The sequence below is a fragment of the Rhizobium jaguaris genome, from assembly GCF_003627755.1.
In the GTDB taxonomy this organism is placed as follows: domain Bacteria; phylum Pseudomonadota; class Alphaproteobacteria; order Rhizobiales; family Rhizobiaceae; genus Rhizobium; species Rhizobium jaguaris.
The window spans coordinates 246,756-264,028 of record NZ_CP032696.1; the positions used below are offsets into that span (position 1 = coordinate 246,756).

Genomic DNA, 17,273 nt, shown 5'->3' on the forward strand with positions numbered 1-17,273 from the left:
GAATCGGCATCAAGGCCAAGGACAATTCGCGCGCCCGCCGGCTATTCCCTGACGGGCCCAACCTCAATGAGGAAACGCTATGGAATTTGCGACATTCATCCTTGCCTCCCAGCGTGGCTATCATCAATCGTCCGAGAGTGTCATCCGCAATTCAATCGAACAGGCGGTCCTTTCGGAACAGGCTGGCTTCAACACCGCGTGGTTTGCCGAGCACCACTTCAACAACTATAGCCTGGTTCCATCGCCCTTGATGATGGTAGCGCATTGCGCCGGCCGGACGAACTCCATCCGCCTCGGCACCGGTGTCTGCGTCCTGCCGCTCTATCAACCGCAGCGTCTGCTTTCCGAGATCGGCTTCGCCGATATCGTTTCGAGCGGTCGCCTTGAGCTTGGCGTCGGCTCCGGATATCAGCAGTTCGAGTTCGAGCGCTTCGGTGTCGATATCGATGCGGCGCCCGCTGTTTGTTCGGAATACCTGGACGTCCTACTTAAGGGCCTCAAGCAAAAGATCTTTGAGCACGACGGCCAATATATAAAGATACCTCCCACGGCGATTTCGGCGCGGACCGTCCAGAAGCCGACCCCTCCGATCTGGATCGCTGCGGCGTCCGGATACAGCATGGGCCGGGCTTATCGCGAGGGACACAATCTCTTCGTCACAGCATTCCACGACGGCTTGGATGCTTTGAGCACGTTGCGCGAAAGCATCGAGAAAGCAGCACTCTCAAAAAATAAGGACGTTACGGACGCCAAGATATCGCTGTTGCGTTGTTGTTATGCCAGCGACAACGAGACGGAGATCAACAGCTATCTCGATAACGCCCGTTTCCAGCGCCGGCTATCCGAAGCGCTTCATCAGCGCCGCCAGCAGAGCGAGGACGGCTATCTGCTGCAGGAAACCCCAACGCAACAGGACCTGTCGTTTCAGACTATGCGCGACAATCTGCCGGTCGGCAGTGTGGATCGGGTGATCGATCGCCTGCTGGAAGAGATCAGTGTGCTGAAGCCATCCCAGATCGCAATGCATTGTCAATTGGGCGATTTCGATCATCAGACGATGCTGCGGCAAATAGAGCTCTGGGGAGACAAAATCATTCCGGCGGTCAACAAATCGCTCGGTCACGCGCCCGGGATGACGGAATAGACGCTTCCCGAGATTAGGCTGTAATTTCTGATGATGGGTCGTTCGGACCATGACTGAAATCGACGCCGCACCACGGCGAGCGGGCCTCGTTGACGATGCCTGGTTCTGGCCTGGGGAGACCGCAAGCTAGACTTTGGCGAATTCGCCACGATAAATTGTTGCAACTTGGATCGCGGTGTCGACCTCAGTCAGCCAGACCCAGAGTCTCGAAGTGAAACGGGCCGCGCACCCCAGCGGAAAAACGCTCAGCCGCGTTGAGAGCCATTTCCAACCTTTCGCGGGGCGGAGAGCGTGACGATGCAAAGAGCGCGCCCAGTGCAATTTGCTGACCGCATCCGCAGGCGTCAAAGCCATCGATCGCCTCGCCAACCTGATAATCGTCATCGATCCTGAAAAGCCTTCCGGCATAGCCGACGAGGAAGGTGCCGCCGAGCTCGGCATCGTTCTGCCGCCGTGCGTAGCCACCATCTTTCAGGCATTGGCGGAGCGCGTTGACGAACTCCGTCACCATAAAGGCGTACACATCCGTTTCGGGGTGTCTTTTGGGTGGCTTGAAGGAATGTGCCAATAGCTGGCCCATTCTAAACGAAGAGGTAAATCCGAAGAGAAAGTCCTGCTTGCGGAACACCTTGCGATCGGCTCGGACGGTAAGCGAATAGCCGGCCACGCCAGCGCTATCGCCCCCGATATGAACGGATGCGTCGCTGACTAAACCGACAATACATGTCATCCGCGGCTGCTCCTCACGTCGGCTCTCTTTATAAAATCCAATGCGCCATTAGCAGCCGACCAGGATTTGCCGCATTCGCTGCCTCAGGCTCAACCAGCAAACAGCATGCCAACCAGCACACCAACCAGGACACGGCCTCCCGCGGCCGTGACAGCTGCTCCACGGTCTTACCACTTCCTAGTTGGTCGATGGGATTACCAGACTCTGATGATGCAGGTGCGCTCTCGCCTGAAGCCGCAAGACTTCGTGATGGTTGTTGTTTGATCCAGGGAAGCGGACGTCGGGTTTGTTCCGTCCGCGACACGGACTTGTTCGGCGAGCTGGCGCAGCCACGCCTAAGCCTTTGATTATCAGGTCATCCACGCTCTTTGCCGAGCTGGCACGGCTTTTGAAGTTCCTCTGTCGGGAGGTGGTAGGAACGGCCGACCTGTGACGACATCGATGCAACAGGACGCAGAGGAAAGCCATCATGCCAAGTCTGGCGCAGATCCGCATTCGGCCGGAAAGGCAGATAGCGCCTGGCATCGGAACGTTCGATTGCTCAAGTTGGCGACAATTCTCACAACCGCTTGGCGCCGCCGCTAATGGGCCTCAGGTTGAATTTCGATGAACATGTGCTTGCCTTACGTTCGCGTTCGCTGGACAAGAACCGACGGCGGCAACCAGCCCTTCACACGTCAAGCCGCGCCTTTCTCGGCTGCCGTCAGCCAAGCCTTCTCCTTGGAGGAGGGGAGAGGCGCAAATTCCGTGCGGGCTTTCCGCGACCCCAGGCTAAGGCGATCGGGCGAATGCATGGATCACCGGGATCATCGCCTAGCGGCCATCGAGTGATACCGATTTCTGGCAGGGCGAAATTCATTCGGTGGGCCAAAAACAGCCGCTTGTTGCCACCACGTTCTCAACGCGGGAGGCTCAGCAACGCAAAAGCAAGCGGAGATAAGACCATCCCCGGACAGATCGTCTGGCGGGTGCCCGCCATCACAAGTTTACCGCTTCCTCGCACCACGAAATTCTTCTCGATTTGGAGTTGCTCGCACATGACTGTTATCGATCCTCGCCCGACGCTGAATGCTCCCGATGACGACCCTTATCTCTGGCTGGAAGACATCGATGGCGAGAAGGCCTTGATTTGGGTCACCGAGCAATCGGCGCGAACGCTGGCACGCTTTGGCGGGCCGCGGTTCGAAGGAGACCGCGACGTGCTCACAGGGATTTTCGATCGCCCTGACAGGATTGCCTGGATCATGCGCCGCGACAAATACCTCTACAATTTCTGGCGAGATGCCGAAAATCCGAGAGGTTTGTGGCGCAGAACAACGCTTGCCGCCTACTTAACGGCAAAGCCGGAGTGGGAGATCGTTCTCGACGTGGATGCCCTCGCCAAGACCGAAGGAAAGGACTGGATTTGGGGCGGCGCCTCGGTCGAACCCGGAAGACGTGAAAGAGCCGTCCTTCGCCTGTCGCTCGGTGGCGGCGATGCGGTCGTGCATCGCGAGTACGATCTAACCGCACGAAGCCTCGTCCCAGACGGCTTCAATCTGCCGGAGGCCAAAGGCCACATCGCCTGGCTCGATCACGACACTCTTTTGCTTTCCAGTGCTCTTGGCGACGGCATGGCCACGCGCTCCGGCTATGCGCGCACCGTGCGATTATGGAGGCGTGGCGCAGATCCGCTCACCGCGCCGGTTATCTTCGAGGCGAGTTCCGATTCCATGCTCGTATTCGGCCATCTGGATCGCACCGCGGCGAGCGAACGCGTTTGGTTCACCGAGCGACGCGCCTTTTTCGATGCAATCGGCTGGATCGGCGACAGGAGCGGTCCGAAGACGCAGATCGATCTTCCTCGAGATGCTAGCTGGGACGTCTTCGGTGATTGGCTTGCGGTGAAGTTGCGTAACGCATGGACGGTCGCAGGAACGACCCATGCGGCTGACGCGCTGATCGGCATCTCCCTATCCTCATTCATCGCTGGCGCGCGCAGCTTTACCACGCTCTTTCAACCTGGCAGCAGGTGCGCCCTGCAGTCCTTCTTCTGGAATGACGGAAAGCTCGTCGTATCTCTCCTCGACAATCTCATCCCGCGCTTCGATATGGTCACGCCCGGACGACGGGATTGGACGCGCCGAACCTTGGACACCATGCCCGATGCGACGACCGTTCGAGCCTGGCCGTTCGATGCGGAAGTTCACGAGCGTAATGGAGAAGTCCTCGTTTCGGCCGAAGATCCGGTGACGCCAGCGCAGCTTCTCTTGTTCAATCTCAACGGGGCGGCGAGTCTCGGCTCGCCCGTGGTCCTGAAACGCGATCCAGAGAATTTCGACGCATCCGGACTGGTGGCCACGCGTCACGAGGCGGTTTCGACGGATGGTGAGATGATCCCCTATACACAGGTCGGCCCGGAGAACGCAAATGGAGAGGCGCCGGTTCACCTCACCGCATATGGCGGATACGGCAAATCGGTTCTGCCCCGCTACAACTCCGCGATAGGCAAGCTGTGGCTTGAACCCGGCGGCACGAGCGTGGTGGCCAACATCCGCGGCGGCGGCGAGTTCGGTACACGCTGGCACGAGGCTGGACGAAGGGCCGGTAGGCGTCTTGCCCATGACGATTTCGCCGCCGTGGCTGCCGACCTGGTGCGCCGGGGTGTCACACGCCCAGAGCGGATCGCCGCAGAGGGCGGTTCAAATGGCGGCCTCCTGATCGCCAACATGTTGACCCGCTATCCCGAGCGTTTCGGCGCGCTCTTCTGCACCGTCCCAGTTCTCGACCTGCGTCGTTACACGAAGCTCCTCGCCGGTGCGAGCTGGATCGACGAAAAGGGTGATCCCGACAAGCCGGAGGATTGGGCCTTTCTCAGTCAAATGTCTGCCTATCACACAGCCGAAGCAGAGCGATCCTACCCGCCCATCCTGCTCGCCACCAGGAGACAGGACGACCGCGTCCACCCGGGGCACGCACGTAAGATGGCTGCAAAGCTGCAGGCACTCGGCTGCCCTGCCTACTTCTACGAAGCTGAGGTCGGCGGTCATACCCCCGGGCCGAACAATCGCGAGCGGGCGGCCTTCATTGCCCTTGGTTATAGTTTCCTTCGCGATGCAATCGGTTTTCTATAGGGTCCGTCTGGAGGAGGGATCGACCTAAATCGGGGGCAAGTGCCTTGGTCATGAGCGATGTAATCGGCCGTTCGGCCAAGATGACGGCGCTTTATAAGTCGGTGAACGAGACCGGCTTCCTCGATTGCAGCATGGTTCAACGAAATTGGCATCGCCGTCAATTGTCCTGTCTTCTCTGCGATGTGCTCGCGCCGGCGGCTGACGTTTGAGAGATCCTTAAGTGAGGCGAGGCCGCCTTTCTCCGTGCATCCGATCTGAACAGGCTCATGTTCAAGCATGCTTCCTCAGGAAAGCGCATGGCGTTCTGGACGCGGTCGGTCCTTTCAGCATCAAAACCATAGGGACGCGCAATGCCGCCAATCATTATCCCCAATGCTCCCATCGTGGATGGGAGCGCGGACCGCGCTGCGCATCTGGTTGATGTACTGCTGACGGATGGACGTGTTGTCGAAGTCGGAGAGCGAGTAAACGCGCCGCTAGGCGCCCACGTCTTCGACGCAGCGGGACACTTCGTCATGCCAGGCCTGATCGATTGTCACGTGCATGTCGCGGCCGCGACCGCAAACCTTGCAGTCAATGCTATGCTGCCCAACACTCTCGCTGCGCTCTACTGCAAATACCCGCGCGGAATGCTTGGCCGCGGCTTTACGGCAGTTCGCGACATGGGCGGCGCTGATTAAGCGTTGGTGGAAGCTGTTCATCGCGTTCGTCTGCCAGTACCGTGGATGCGAGCGGCTCGAACACGTCGAAATCCGCTGTGTCGGCGGCGTAACCGCGTGGGCAATTTTCGGCGCCGTCACGACGGTGTGCTGCAAAAGTTACAAGACCGTAATAAAGCAGGCGTCTGCAATTAATTGCATCACTTCCATCGAAGGCGCCTTGTCGCATGATCGCCCGACATCCGTTACTCGGACACTTTCGCCCGCGCCGGAGTTGGTAACACGCGGCGACACGTCAATTTCGCTTTTGAAAGTGAGACAATACGCTCAGAAGCAACCGGAGTGGGCCCTTAGACGTTTCCTTCAACTCCGCCCCGACCTAAGACACAGCGAATGCGCGGCCGGGGAGGGGGATTGCAAGGCCCCGACCGCCAGATATGACGGTCGCAGTGCATTCCAGTTAAGCTGTCCGACATTGCGGCCGGTCAGAACTGGATCGGCGCCTGAACGGCTGCCTGTCTAGCGAAGCACCGGTTCTCCGTGGAAGCGGCGCTTTGATGGTTTTGAGACGCCAAATCCGACCTCCATCATCAAGCGCGGCCTCTGTTTTGCCAAGGTGCCCATATGAAAGCCAAAAGGATCCTCGACGAAGCCAGAACCCGCTTTGCCGGTCAAAGTGATGGCATTTTCTTCGCCATAGAAATCCAGCACCTCATGCGCCGGATGGCCGACCAGCAGAGTCAACTGATGCTTCAAACGCCGACGGTTGTGGCTGCCGCGCACATAGACATGCGGGCCGGAATCGGCATCGACGTCGGAAAGATAAAAGAAGAACTTCAGCATTCGCCAATCATCAAGATCGAAGTGAAACTTGAAGGAAGCGCGGCTCAGATCCGCATCCGAGGCTTTTTTTGTTGGAAAGCTCCACCACGTCCGCGTGGTGATCAATCTTGCATTGCCACCGAGATAATGCCTTGCCACGTCCAGAAGCAGCGGATCTTGCTGAACGGCGACGACGGCGTCACATCGTAAAACCCGTTCGTAATGGTGGCCGCTCAGTATCGTGCGACCGAGCCATTGCTCGGTTTCGGTATGGTCACCAGCCAGAAATTCAAGCCTGCGGTCGAAATTGCCGAAGCAGGGCGTCTCATGTCCAAAACGTGCAATTTCCTCGTGAATTGCGGTTGGTAGGGTCAAGCCGGCAAATATGCCCGTTTGTCTCAGTTCGGCTGCGATCGTCTTTGCGCTGAGATCGCCAAACATCGAGGGCTTGCGACTTTCCGGCCGCGGCACTGGTCTTGCGGTCAGCCAATGCGCCTTGCGCAACGGCATCGTGCGCGCCAGCAGGAACATTGGGAGCCAAGCCGGGTTCTCTCGCATATCCGTCAGATAGGTTGGAATTCGGGACGCGATGCGGCGAAATACGCCGCCGTTGCGCGCGATCGTTTCGAGGTCCTTCGGATTGGAGTTTGCGGAACTGAGCATTCGATGGCCTTTCATGGATGATAGAATTTTCCGGTGCCGGCAAGAACCTCCGCGCGAATGGTGTTATCCTCGGCAAACTTAAGTGTTCCTGTTCGATGCTTCGAAAAACCCGCGAAATCAACGGGCCGTTTTTGCAATCGACCGGGCGACGGAATATTCAAACGCGGCATGCTCTCGCACGCCGCGTTTGTTGTTCTCTTCCAGGGTAGGATTCGTTCAAGGGAATGTGTCGTTGCTCCTCTCATCGAAACCAGATTTGATACCCCAGAATTGATATCAAAGTCAGTTGGACCTAGACCAATGAACGAAAGTCCGGGGCATCGACTTTGATTCCATGTCTCAACAATATCTCTCCTCATGTTACTCGTGCCAAATGCGCGAATGCGATCAAAGTCGCAGGCATTGGGGCCCACCCCTTATTACCGCGTTGTTTTGAGCCGCCCATCGATTGGCGGCTTGCTTTTGTTACTCCAATGCCCCACAGGCTTGGCAAATGGATTGTTTGGATGGAGCTCATTCACGACATGAATAATTCTAGACATAGCTCCACGATTGGAAGGTTACCGCGGACTGCTATCTACGCGTGATGCTAAGCGACACCGGCGTTTGGGCATGGCATTTTCTTGTTGAAGATCCCCGCCGAATATCAGATAGCCCAGGCGTTTAGGAGCGGTGGATAGAGCGGGTCCTAGATTTTCCCTGAACGCGCTCTCGGTGATCAACCCCTTTGGCGAACCGTTTTGCTGAAGAGGCAGTTGGTATGTTCTCCCGCGCCGGTTTGCCACGATCGCGCCGGCATTCTTGGAGTAACGAAGCGAATGTTTTCCGGCGATCGCGTGGGGCCGGAGCCCTTTAATGTCAAGGTTCTGGCTTGGTTCGAAATTTTAGCCCCACCTCGCAATGCCCGGAGCCGTGCCTTGATAAGCGACCTCTCGAAACGCCCAACGAGGCAGACCTGATGCAAACTCTCAGACCGGCATCCTTTCGTTTCGGCCGAACCCCCACGCAAATGTGCACTCGATGTACTTGATTTCGGCCAATTTATATTCTTTCAATGGGCATGATGATCGATGGCATGGATGGCATGCGTCCACGCTATGGATGAAGGAAAACATGCGTTTTAAAGGCCTTGATCTAAATCTCCTCGTCGTGCTTGACGCGCTCATGACCGAGCGTAACCTTACGGCAGCCGCACGCAGCATCAATCTCAGCCAGCCGGCAATGAGCGCGGCCGTCGCCCGGCTGCGGACATATTTCCGCGACGAGCTCTTTACGATGGCTGGCCGTGAACTTGTCCCAACGCCGCGTGCGGAAAGGCTCGCTTCGCCAGTCCGCGAGGCTTTGCTCTATATCCAGCTCTCCATTATTTCCTGGGAGCCGTTTGATCCCGCTCAATCTGATCGTTGCTTCAGGATCATCCTCTCCGACTACGTCACGCTTGTGTTTTTTGAAATGGTCGTTGAGCGCGTGGCGCGGGAGGCTCCCGGCGTCAGCTTCGAATTTCTGCCTGTTTCCGACGATTTCGAGGAGCTCCTCCGGCGCGGCGATGTCGACTTTCTCATTATGCCGGAAGTGTTCATGTCGAAACATCCGCATGCCGCACTGTTCGATGACATATTCGTGTGCGTAACCTGCGGGACGAACAAACAGCTGTCCGAGCCATTTACATTCGAGCAATACATGTCGATGGGCCATGTAGCGGTCAAGTTCGGAAATACGCGCAAGCCGGCCATCGACGAGTGGTATTTGCACGAGCACGGTTTCAAGAGACGTGTTGAGGTCGTCGTACAGTCCTTCAGCATGATCCCGCCCATGTTGTCGGGTACCAACCGCATTGGGACCATGCCTCTGCGGCTCGCGCAATATTGTGCAAAAACGACGCCCCTGCGGATCGTCGAGCTCCCGCTGCCGATCCCCGCATTGACAGAGGCCGTCCAATGGCCCGCGCTTCACAATACCGATCCGGCAAGCCTCTGGATGCGGGAGACGTTAATGCAGGAGGGGGCTCGCATGGTTTCGCCGCGCGTCACGGAACATCAAAGCGCTCCGAGAACTAAGCCCGGTCGTTTCAAAGTCTCCGCCGGGTGAAAACACTGCTCGTTTCACGCAGCTGCGACGTGCGCAAAGCCGGCGAATAGTTCCGGTGTCTCAGCCTACACTCGACGGCCGGCAATGACGATTGCCGTGCTCATGCAGATGTCCGCGTTTTGCCGCTCCACCTGATACGAATGGAGATCGCACGCTACGCCTCTTCTTTGCTGAGGAACGCGAAGCTCGCTGATCCTGCTGCTGGTCGCTGCGAATCTGCGGCACCCCGATCGTCAGCCTTTATCGGCTTCAGGTAAGGCCTCCGACACCCTGCGTCCGATTTGTCGGACCCGCGACACAGGCTTGTCCACTCCGGCCTTTTGTTTTCTTCAGCCTAAATAGCTGAAAAACAATCAAGAGAGTTTTCCTTCCAGTCGACCGCCACATTGGCACGAGTTTTGAAACACTTGCCTGCGGGCGGCGCGAGCTGCCGACCTATTCCGCGATGGATGGAACGAAAGAAGGAAGGCAACATGTCAGCTTTGCGTCAAATCGCATTCTACGGCAAGGGGGGCATCGGCAAGTCCACTACCTCCCAAAATACGCTCGCGGCCCTCGTCGATCTCGGGCAGCAGATCCTCATCGTCGGCTGCGATCCCAAAGCCGACTCCACCCGGCTGATCCTGAACTCGAAGGCGCAGGACACCGTCCTGCATCTGGCGGCAGAGGAAGGTTCGGTGGAAGACCTCGAACTCGAGGACGTGCTCAAAATCGGATATAAAGGCATCAAGTGCGTGGAGTCCGGCGGCCCGGAGCCGGGCGTTGGTTGCGCCGGTCGCGGCGTCATCACCTCCATCAACTTCCTCGAGGAAAACGGCGCCTACGACAATGTCGACTATGTCTCCTATGACGTGCTCGGCGACGTGGTGTGCGGCGGCTTCGCCATGCCGATCCGCGAGAACAAGGCCCAGGAAATCTACATCGTCATGTCCGGCGAAATGATGGCGCTTTATGCGGCAAACAATATCGCCAAGGGCATCTTGAAATATGCCCATGCAGGCGGCGTGCGGCTCGGCGGTCTGATCTGCAACGAGCGTCAGACGGACCGCGAAGTCGACCTCGCCGAGGCGCTGGCTTCCAGGCTCAATTCCAAGCTCATTCACTTCGTGCCGCGCGACAACATCGTCCAGCACGCCGAACTCAGGAAAATGACAGTCATCCAGTATGCGCCGGAGTCCAAACAGGCCGGAGAATATCGCACGCTGGCTGAGAAGATCCACGCCAATTCGGGTCAAGGGACCGTCCCGACCCCGATCACCATGGAAGAGCTCGAGGACATGCTGCTCGACTTCGGCATCATGAAGACCGACGAGCAGATGCTTGCCGAACTTCAGGCCAAGGAATCGAAGGTGGCGGCCGCCCACTAACTGCCGCTTTCGACAGGACGCGCCGGCGCCCCAACCCGGCGCGTCCTTCCCCGAGAACGCGCCTTTGCGCGCGGCATCAACCGAACCTTAAAAGAGGGCAGGCCCAATGAGCCTCGACTACGAGAATGACGGCGCTTTGCATGAAAAGCTCATCGCGGACGTGCTGTCGCAGTATCCGGACAAAGCGGCCAAGCGCCGCAACAAGCACCTCAGTGTTGCAACGGGTGGAGAAGGGGCCGACGAGGAGGACAACGTCCTTTCCGAATGCAGCGTCAAATCGAATATCAAATCCATTCCGGGCGTCATGACGATCCGCGGCTGCGCCTATGCTGGTTCCAAAGGTGTCGTGTGGGGTCCGATCAAGGATATGGTCCATATCTCACACGGGCCCGTCGGTTGCGGCCAATATTCCTGGTCGCAGCGTCGCAATTATTATGTCGGCACGACAGGGATCGACACCTTCGTGACGATGCAGTTCACCTCCGACTTCCAGGAAAAAGACATCGTTTTTGGCGGCGACAAGCGGTTGGAAAAGATCATTGATGAGATCCAGGAATTATTCCCGCTGAACAATGGCGTCACCGTTCAGTCCGAATGCCCGATCGGTCTGATTGGCGACGACATCGAGGCGGTATCGCGCAAGAAGGCGAACGAATACGAAAAGACGATCGTACCGGTGCGCTGCGAGGGCTTCCGCGGCGTATCGCAATCCCTTGGCCATCATATCGCCAACGATTCCATCCGCGACTGGGTTTTTGACAAGGGGGGTGTCGAGTTCGAGGCGGGTCCCTACGACATCAATGTCGTTGGCGATTACAATATCGGCGGCGACGCCTGGGCCACGCGCATCCTCCTGGAGGAGATGGGGTTGCGCGTGGTCGGCAACTGGTCGGGAGATGCCACGCTTGCCGAAGTGGAGCGTGCGCCCAAGGCCAAGCTCAACCTCATCCACTGCTACCGGTCGATGAACTACATCTGCCGGCACATGGAGGAAAAATACGGCATCCCGTGGATGGAATACAATTTCTTTGGTCCCTCGCAGATCGACGCCTCCCTGCGCAAGATTGCCAAGCATTTCGGGCCGGAAATCGAGGAAAAGACCGAAAGAGTCATCGCCAAGTACCGGCCTTTGGTCGATGCCGTCATCGCCAAATACCGGCCGCGCCTCGAAGGCAAGACGGTGATGCTCTACATCGGCGGTTTGCGCCCTCGTCACGTGGTCACGGCCTACGAGGATCTCGGCATGGAGATCGTCGGCACAGGCTACGAGTTCGGCCATAACGACGACTATCAGCGCACCGGCCACTACGTAAAAAAAGGCACGCTCATCTATGACGACGTGAGCGGTTACGAACTGGAAAAGTTCATCGAGGGAATTCGTCCCGATCTCGTTGGCTCCGGTATCAAAGAAAAGTACCCGGTGCAGAAGATGGGCATCCCGTTCCGACAGATGCATTCGTGGGATTATTCCGGCCCGTATCATGGCTACGACGGCTTTGCGATCTTCGCCAAGGACATGGATCTCGCCATCAATAATCCAGTCTGGGATCTCTACGACGCCCCCTGGAAAAAAAAGGCCGCGCCGGCTGAGGCGGTTGCGGCCGAATGAGGGCCTGGCCTGTCTTGGAGCAGGGGCAGGCCAGGCTCTCCTGTCGGACTTGATCCGCACACCTGAAAGATGACGTCCCTTTGCCGCCACCGGTGCGGCACGATGAAAAGAAAGGTGATTACCATGCCGCAGTCGGCCGAAAAAATTCTCGACCACGCGCCCCTGTTCCGCGAGCCGGAATACAGACGGATGCTCGCCGAAAAGAAGCTGAATTTCGAATGCCCGCACCCGGACGAGATCGTTGCCGATCAAAGCGAGTTCACCAAGACCTGGGAATATAGGGAAAAAAATCTGGCCCGCGAAGCCCTGGTGGTGAACCCCGCCAAGGCCTGCCAGCCGCTCGGCGCCGTATTCGCGGCCGCGGGCTTCGAGCGGACCATGTCCTTCGTCCATGGCAGCCAGGGCTGCGTTGCCTATTACCGGTCGCACCTATCGCGACATTTCAAGGAGCCTGCGTCGGCGGTTTCGTCCTCGATGACCGAAGACGCGGCGGTATTCGGCGGGCTGAAGAACATGGTCGATGGGCTTGCCAATACCTACGCACTCTACGATCCGACGATGATTGCCGTCTCGACCACCTGCATGGCGGAGGTGATCGGCGACGACTTGCACGGCTTCATCGAAAACGCCAAGAGCGAAGGCTCGGTCCCCGCGGACCTAGATGTTCCGTTCGCCCACACCCCCGCCTTCGTCGGCAGCCACGTCGATGGTTATGACGGCATGGTCAAGGGCATTCTGGAGCATTTCTGGAAGGGCAGGGAGCGAAAGGAATTCAATGGAACCATCAACATCGTTCCAGGATTCGACGGCTTCTGTGTCGGCAACAACCGCGAGCTCAAGCGCCTGCTCGACCTCATGGACGTGTCGTATACGCTCATTCAGGACGCCTCCGATCAGTTCGATACCCCGTCGGACGGCATGTACCGCATGTATGACGGCGGCACGACCATCGAAGACGTCAAGGACGCGCTCGATGCCGAAGCGACGCTGTCGCTGCAGCACTACAATACCCGTAAGACGCTGGAATATTGCAATGAGCTCGGGCAGACGACGGCCTCCTTTCACTACCCGCTTGGGGTCAAGGCGACCGACGAATTGCTGATGAAAATCTCGGAGATTTCCGGCAAGGAAATCCCTTCGACGATCGGCTTGGAGCGCGGCCGGCTTGTCGACGCCATGGCGGACAGCCAAGCCTGGCTGCACGGTAAGAAATACGCGATCTATGGCGATCCCGATTTCGTCTATGCGGTAGCCCGGTTCGTGATGGAGACCGGCGGCGAGCCGATCCATTGCCTGGCCACCAACGGCACCTCGGCTTGGGAACGCGAGATGAAGGACTTGCTTGCATCCTCGCCCTTTGGAAAGGATGCCAAGGTCTGGGCGGGTAAGGACCTCTGGGCGCTGCGCTCGCTGCTCTTCACCGAACCGGTGGACCTGCTGATCGGCAATTCCTATGGCAAATATCTGGAGCGTGACACCGGCACGCCGCTGATCCGCCTGACGTTTCCGATTTTCGACCGGCACCATCATCATCGTTTCCCGCTGATGGGCTACCAGGGGGGCTTGCGTGTCTTAACGACGATCCTCGACACGACCTTCGACAAGCTTGACCGCGAGACGAGCAAAATAGGTGTCACGGACTATTCCTATGACCTCACACGCTAACAGCAAAGACCCGCTTGGCACCCCCGACGTCTTGCGTTCGGCGTCTCAAACCGGCGCAAGCCGCTCGCTCGATGCCAAGATCCAGGAAGTCTTCGACGAGCCCGCCTGCGAGATGAACCGCGGCAAAGATGACAGCGTGCGCAAGAAGGGCTGTTCGAAGCCGCTCACTCCCGGGGCGGCGGCTGGCGGCTGCGCTTTCGATGGGGCCAAGATCGTGCTGCAGCCGATCACCGACGTCGCGCACCTGATCCATGCGCCGCTCGCCTGCGAAGGCAATTCCTGGGACAATCGCGGCACGGCTTCGTCCGGACCGATGCTCTGGCGCACGAGCTTCACCACCGACCTCACAGAACTCGACGTGGTGATGGGCCACGGCGAGCGGAAACTGTTCAAAGCGATCCGCGAGATCAAGGAGACCTATGCGCCGCCGGCGATCTTCGTCTATTCGACCTGCGTCACGGCACTGATCGGCGACGATATCGAAGCCGTCTGCAAGCGTGCTGCAGAAAAATTCGGCTTGCCGGTGGTGCCGGTCAATGCGCCGGGCTTCGCCGGCTCCAAGAACCTCGGAAACAAGCTCGCCGGCGAGGCGCTGCTCGATCATGTCATCGGCACGGTGGAGCCCGACGATGCCGGCCCTTACGACATCAATATCCTCGGCGAATTCAACCTCTCCGGCGAGTTCTGGCTGGTAAAGCCGCTTCTTGACCGGCTCGGTATCCGCGTGCGCGCCTGTATTCCCGGTGACGCGCGCTATCGTGACATTGCCTCAGCCCATCGTGCCCGGGCAGCGATGATGGTGTGCTCGACCGCACTCATCAATCTTGCCCGCAAGATGGAGGAGCTCTGGGATATTCCGTTCTTCGAAGGTTCCTTCTACGGCGTCACCGACACTTCGCAATCCCTGCGGCAGATCGCTGAGCTGCTCGTGAAGAAGGGCGCCGATCCCGAAATTCTTCAGCGCACCGAGGCACTGATCGCAGAGCAGGAGGCGATTGCGTGGAAGAAGCTCGCGGCATACCGGCCGAGGCTTCAAGGCAAGCGCGTGCTGCTCAACACAGGCGGCGTAAAGGCCTGGTCCGTCGCCCATGCGCTGATGGAGATCGGCGTCGAAATTGTCGGCACCTCGACCAAGAAATCGACGGCCGAAGACAAGGAGCGCATCAAACAGATTCTGAAGGAAGACAACCATATATTCGAATCGATGCGGCCGAGCGAGCTTTATGACTTTCTGGCGGAACACAAGGCCGACATCATGTTGTCGGGCGGGCGCACGCAATTCGTCGCGCTGAAGGCCAAAACGCCTTGGCTCGATATCAATCAGGAACGCCATCACCCCTATGCCGGCTATGACGGCATGGTGGAGCTCGTTCGCCAGATCGATCTTGCTATTCACAATCCGATCTGGAGTGCGGTGCGGGAGCCGGCGCCCTGGGAATGCCAGCCTGCAATCGAGGAAGGAGTGCCAAGCGCGCACAGTGACACGGAAGCCTTCCACCTCTCAAGACCGTCGTCGGCACTATCGCCGGTGGCTTCCGCAAGTATTGGGGAAAGCTGATGGCATGCATTCTTCCGCAGACCAAGTCGGCGGCAGTCAATCCGCTGAAATCGTCGCAGCCCCTGGGTGCAGCCATGGCATTTCTCGGCGTCGACGGTGCGATACCGCTGTTTCACGGCAGCCAAGGCTGCACCAGCTTCGCGCTCGTGCTTTTTGTGCGCCATTTCAAGGAAGCCATTCCCTTACAGACAACGGCGATGGACGGCGTGGCGACGATCCTCGGCGGCGCCGGCAATCTGGAAGAGGCGCTCCTTAATCTCAAGACGCGCGCAAAACCGAAGCTGATCGGGATCTGCACGACGGCGCTGGTGGAAACCCGCGGCGAAAATTTTGCGGGCGATCTTGCCAATATCAAGCTGGAGCGGGCTGAAGAGCTTGCAGGTACCGAGGTCGTACTGGCGAGCACACCGGATTTCGACGGTGCGATCGAGGAGGGCTGGGCCAAGGCCGTCACCTCCATGATCGAAGGCATCACGATCCCAGGCGCGCGGTCCCGCGATCTGAAGAAGATTGCGATCCTGCCTGCTTGGCATTTGACGGTCGCCGATATCGAGCATCTGCGCGAAACGGTCGAGAGCTTTGGTTTGAAGCCGGTGATCCTGCCGGATATTTCCGGCTCGCTCGACGGCACGGTTCCCGACGACCGTTGGGTGCCGACCACCTATGGCGGCACGAAGATCGAGGAAATCCGGGAACTCGGAACTTGCTTCCAGGCAGTCGCGATCGGCGAACATATGCGCACGGCCGCCGCGGCGCTGCAGGCCAAGACCGGCGTGCCTTGTGTCCTCTTCGAGCAGCTTGTCGGCATGAAGGCGATCGATCGTTTCATGACCATGTTGGCGATGATCGCCGGCAATCCAATCCCGGCTACCGTGCGCCGCCGCCGCGCGCAGTTGCAGGACGCGCTACTCGACGGCCATTTTCATTTCGGCGGCAAGCGGATCGCGATAGCCGCAGAGCCGGATCATCTCTTTCAACTTGCGACGTTCTTCAAGGGCATGGGCGCTGAAATAGTCGCCGCGGTGACGACAACCGGCACCAACTGTATTCTGCAGAAGGTGCCGGCAGACGCCGTGCAGGTCGGCGATCTTTCCGATCTCGAGAGCATGGCGCGTCACGCTGGCGGTGATTTGATTGTAACCCATTCCCATGGCCGTCAGGCGGCCGAGCGGCTTGGCATGCCGCTGATGCGCGTTGGTTTTCCGATCTTCGATCGGTTGGGCAGCCCGCATAAGAAAACCATTCTCTATGAGGGTGTCCGAAACTTCCTGTTTGAGGCCGCCAACATTTTCCAGTCGAACTGCCGCCAGCCGAGCCCCGAAGCGCTCAATCCCTTGCAAGACATGGAGGCAAAAAATGACCGCTGTGCGACGTCTTTCACTCGTCACTGACGAGGGACCGGCACCTGTCCCAAAGTGCCCGAAGGGAGTGCTGCGCGTCGCGATCGCGACACAGGACCTGAAGAGGCTGAATGCACATTTCGGATCTGCCAAGCTTTTTGCCGTCTATGACGTCACCCCGACCGGCTGGGAAATCGTCGAAGCTGTCGATTTTGGTGAGGTAACCGACGAAAGCGGTCGGCACGCGAACGACGGTGGTGATCGCATCACGATGAGGGTCGAGGCGCTGAAGGGCTGTCACCTGCTGTTCTGCCTGGCGATCGGCGGCCCCTCTGCCGCAAAAGTGGTCTCGGCAAAAATTCATCCGATTAAGGTGCCACAGCCATCATCCATCGAGGAGGTACTGACCCGCACACAAACCATGCTGAAAGCCGCTCCGCCACCATGGCTGCGCAAGGTGCTTGCAGATGCCGGCATGGGCGTCCCCAAACCTTTCTTCGACAACGAAGATTAGA

At 58.5% G+C, this 17,273-nt stretch carries 13 protein-coding genes; 11 read left to right on the top strand and 2 right to left on the bottom strand.

The window, feature by feature from the left end:
• Positions 1 to 79 precede the first annotated feature (79 nt).
• Positions 80 to 1,144, top strand: coding sequence for an LLM class flavin-dependent oxidoreductase (locus CCGE525_RS35305; protein ID WP_120708973.1), 1,065 nt, complete (start codon positions 80 to 82; stop codon positions 1,142 to 1,144).
• 184 nt (positions 1,145 to 1,328) lie between these two features.
• Here the strand turns inward: CCGE525_RS35305 and CCGE525_RS35310 are convergent, their stop codons facing one another.
• Positions 1,329 to 1,874 (bottom strand): hypothetical protein, encoded by a 546-nt coding sequence (locus CCGE525_RS35310; RefSeq protein ID WP_120708974.1) that lies wholly within the window; start codon positions 1,872 to 1,874, stop codon positions 1,329 to 1,331.
• A gap of 1,037 nt (positions 1,875 to 2,911) precedes the next feature.
• Here CCGE525_RS35310 and CCGE525_RS35315 point away from each other — a divergent pair.
• The 3 genes from CCGE525_RS35315 to CCGE525_RS35320 all read left to right on the top strand — a co-directional run bounded on the left by CCGE525_RS35315 (position 2,912) and on the right by CCGE525_RS35320 (position 5,667).
• Positions 2,912 to 4,987, top strand: a complete 2,076-nt coding sequence (locus tag CCGE525_RS35315; RefSeq protein WP_120708975.1) for a prolyl oligopeptidase family serine peptidase — start codon at positions 2,912 to 2,914, stop codon at positions 4,985 to 4,987.
• A gap of 50 nt (positions 4,988 to 5,037) precedes the next feature.
• Complete coding sequence (locus CCGE525_RS38630) at positions 5,038 to 5,196, top strand: hypothetical protein (protein WP_162950420.1); 159 nt, start codon at positions 5,038 to 5,040, stop codon at positions 5,194 to 5,196.
• Positions 5,197 to 5,337: 141 nt separating this feature from the next.
• Entirely contained in the window at positions 5,338 to 5,667 is a 330-nt protein-coding gene (locus tag CCGE525_RS35320; protein ID WP_120708976.1) for an amidohydrolase family protein, read from the top strand.
• Between the two features lie 498 nt (positions 5,668 to 6,165).
• Here CCGE525_RS35320 and CCGE525_RS35325 read toward each other — a convergent pair whose 3' ends face one another.
• A complete protein-coding gene (locus tag CCGE525_RS35325) occupies positions 6,166 to 7,131 on the bottom strand; it encodes a phytanoyl-CoA dioxygenase family protein (protein WP_120709185.1) in 966 nt (321 codons plus the stop codon).
• Positions 7,132 to 8,244: 1,113 nt separating this feature from the next.
• On the opposite strand from CCGE525_RS35325, the gene nodD2 reads away from it, so the two are divergent.
• From nodD2 to nifX, 7 genes are all read left to right on the top strand, one after another.
• Positions 8,245 to 9,219, top strand: coding sequence for a transcriptional regulator NodD2 (gene nodD2 / locus CCGE525_RS35330; RefSeq protein WP_120709186.1), 975 nt, complete (start codon positions 8,245 to 8,247; stop codon positions 9,217 to 9,219).
• Between the two features lie 473 nt (positions 9,220 to 9,692).
• Positions 9,693 to 10,586, top strand: coding sequence for a nitrogenase iron protein (gene nifH / locus CCGE525_RS35335; protein WP_120708977.1), 894 nt, complete (start codon positions 9,693 to 9,695; stop codon positions 10,584 to 10,586).
• Between the two features lie 106 nt (positions 10,587 to 10,692).
• A complete protein-coding gene (gene nifD, locus CCGE525_RS35340) occupies positions 10,693 to 12,195 on the top strand; it encodes a nitrogenase molybdenum-iron protein alpha chain (RefSeq protein ID WP_120708978.1) in 1,503 nt (500 codons plus the stop codon).
• A gap of 123 nt (positions 12,196 to 12,318) precedes the next feature.
• Entirely contained in the window at positions 12,319 to 13,860 is a 1,542-nt protein-coding gene (gene nifK / locus CCGE525_RS35345) for a nitrogenase molybdenum-iron protein subunit beta (protein WP_120709187.1), read from the top strand.
• 112 nt (positions 13,861 to 13,972) lie between these two features.
• Positions 13,973 to 15,418, top strand: a complete 1,446-nt coding sequence (gene nifE, locus CCGE525_RS35350) for a nitrogenase iron-molybdenum cofactor biosynthesis protein NifE (protein ID WP_245472465.1) — start codon at positions 13,973 to 13,975, stop codon at positions 15,416 to 15,418.
• Positions 15,418 to 16,809 carry a nitrogenase iron-molybdenum cofactor biosynthesis protein NifN gene (gene nifN, locus CCGE525_RS35355; protein ID WP_120708979.1) on the top strand — a complete coding sequence of 464 codons (1,392 nt, stop codon included), beginning with the start codon at positions 15,418 to 15,420 and terminating at the stop codon, positions 16,807 to 16,809. Before nifE ends, nifN begins: the two co-directional genes overlap by 1 nt.
• On the top strand, positions 16,775 to 17,272 hold the full coding sequence (gene nifX, locus CCGE525_RS35360) for a nitrogen fixation protein NifX (RefSeq protein WP_120708980.1): 498 nt from the start codon (positions 16,775 to 16,777) through the stop codon (positions 17,270 to 17,272). The genes nifN and nifX overlap by 35 nt, the downstream gene beginning before the upstream one ends.
• The last annotated feature ends 1 nt before the right edge of the window (position 17,273 follow it).

Excerpts from the sequence above, each read along its gene's own strand:
- CCGE525_RS35320 (WP_120708976.1), top strand. The coding sequence starts at position 5,338 with ATGCCGCCAATCATTATCCCCAATGCTCCCATCGTGGATGGGAGCGCG.
- CCGE525_RS35325 (WP_120709185.1), bottom strand. The coding sequence starts at position 7,131 with ATGCTCAGTTCCGCAAACTCCAATCCGAAGGACCTCGAAACGATCGCG.
- CCGE525_RS38630 (WP_162950420.1), top strand. The coding sequence starts at position 5,038 with ATGAGCGATGTAATCGGCCGTTCGGCCAAGATGACGGCGCTTTATAAG.
- CCGE525_RS35305 (WP_120708973.1), top strand. The coding sequence starts at position 80 with ATGGAATTTGCGACATTCATCCTTGCCTCCCAGCGTGGCTATCATCAA.
- nifX (WP_120708980.1), top strand. The coding sequence starts at position 16,775 with ATGACCGCTGTGCGACGTCTTTCACTCGTCACTGACGAGGGACCGGCA.
- nifH (WP_120708977.1), top strand. The coding sequence starts at position 9,693 with ATGTCAGCTTTGCGTCAAATCGCATTCTACGGCAAGGGGGGCATCGGC.
- CCGE525_RS35310 (WP_120708974.1), bottom strand. The coding sequence starts at position 1,874 with ATGACATGTATTGTCGGTTTAGTCAGCGACGCATCCGTTCATATCGGG.
- nodD2 (WP_120709186.1), top strand. The coding sequence starts at position 8,245 with ATGCGTTTTAAAGGCCTTGATCTAAATCTCCTCGTCGTGCTTGACGCG.
- nifK (WP_120709187.1), top strand. The coding sequence starts at position 12,319 with ATGCCGCAGTCGGCCGAAAAAATTCTCGACCACGCGCCCCTGTTCCGC.
- nifE (WP_245472465.1), top strand. The coding sequence starts at position 13,973 with ATGAACCGCGGCAAAGATGACAGCGTGCGCAAGAAGGGCTGTTCGAAG.
- nifD (WP_120708978.1), top strand. The coding sequence starts at position 10,693 with ATGAGCCTCGACTACGAGAATGACGGCGCTTTGCATGAAAAGCTCATC.
- nifN (WP_120708979.1), top strand. The coding sequence starts at position 15,418 with ATGGCATGCATTCTTCCGCAGACCAAGTCGGCGGCAGTCAATCCGCTG.
- CCGE525_RS35315 (WP_120708975.1), top strand. The coding sequence starts at position 2,912 with ATGACTGTTATCGATCCTCGCCCGACGCTGAATGCTCCCGATGACGAC.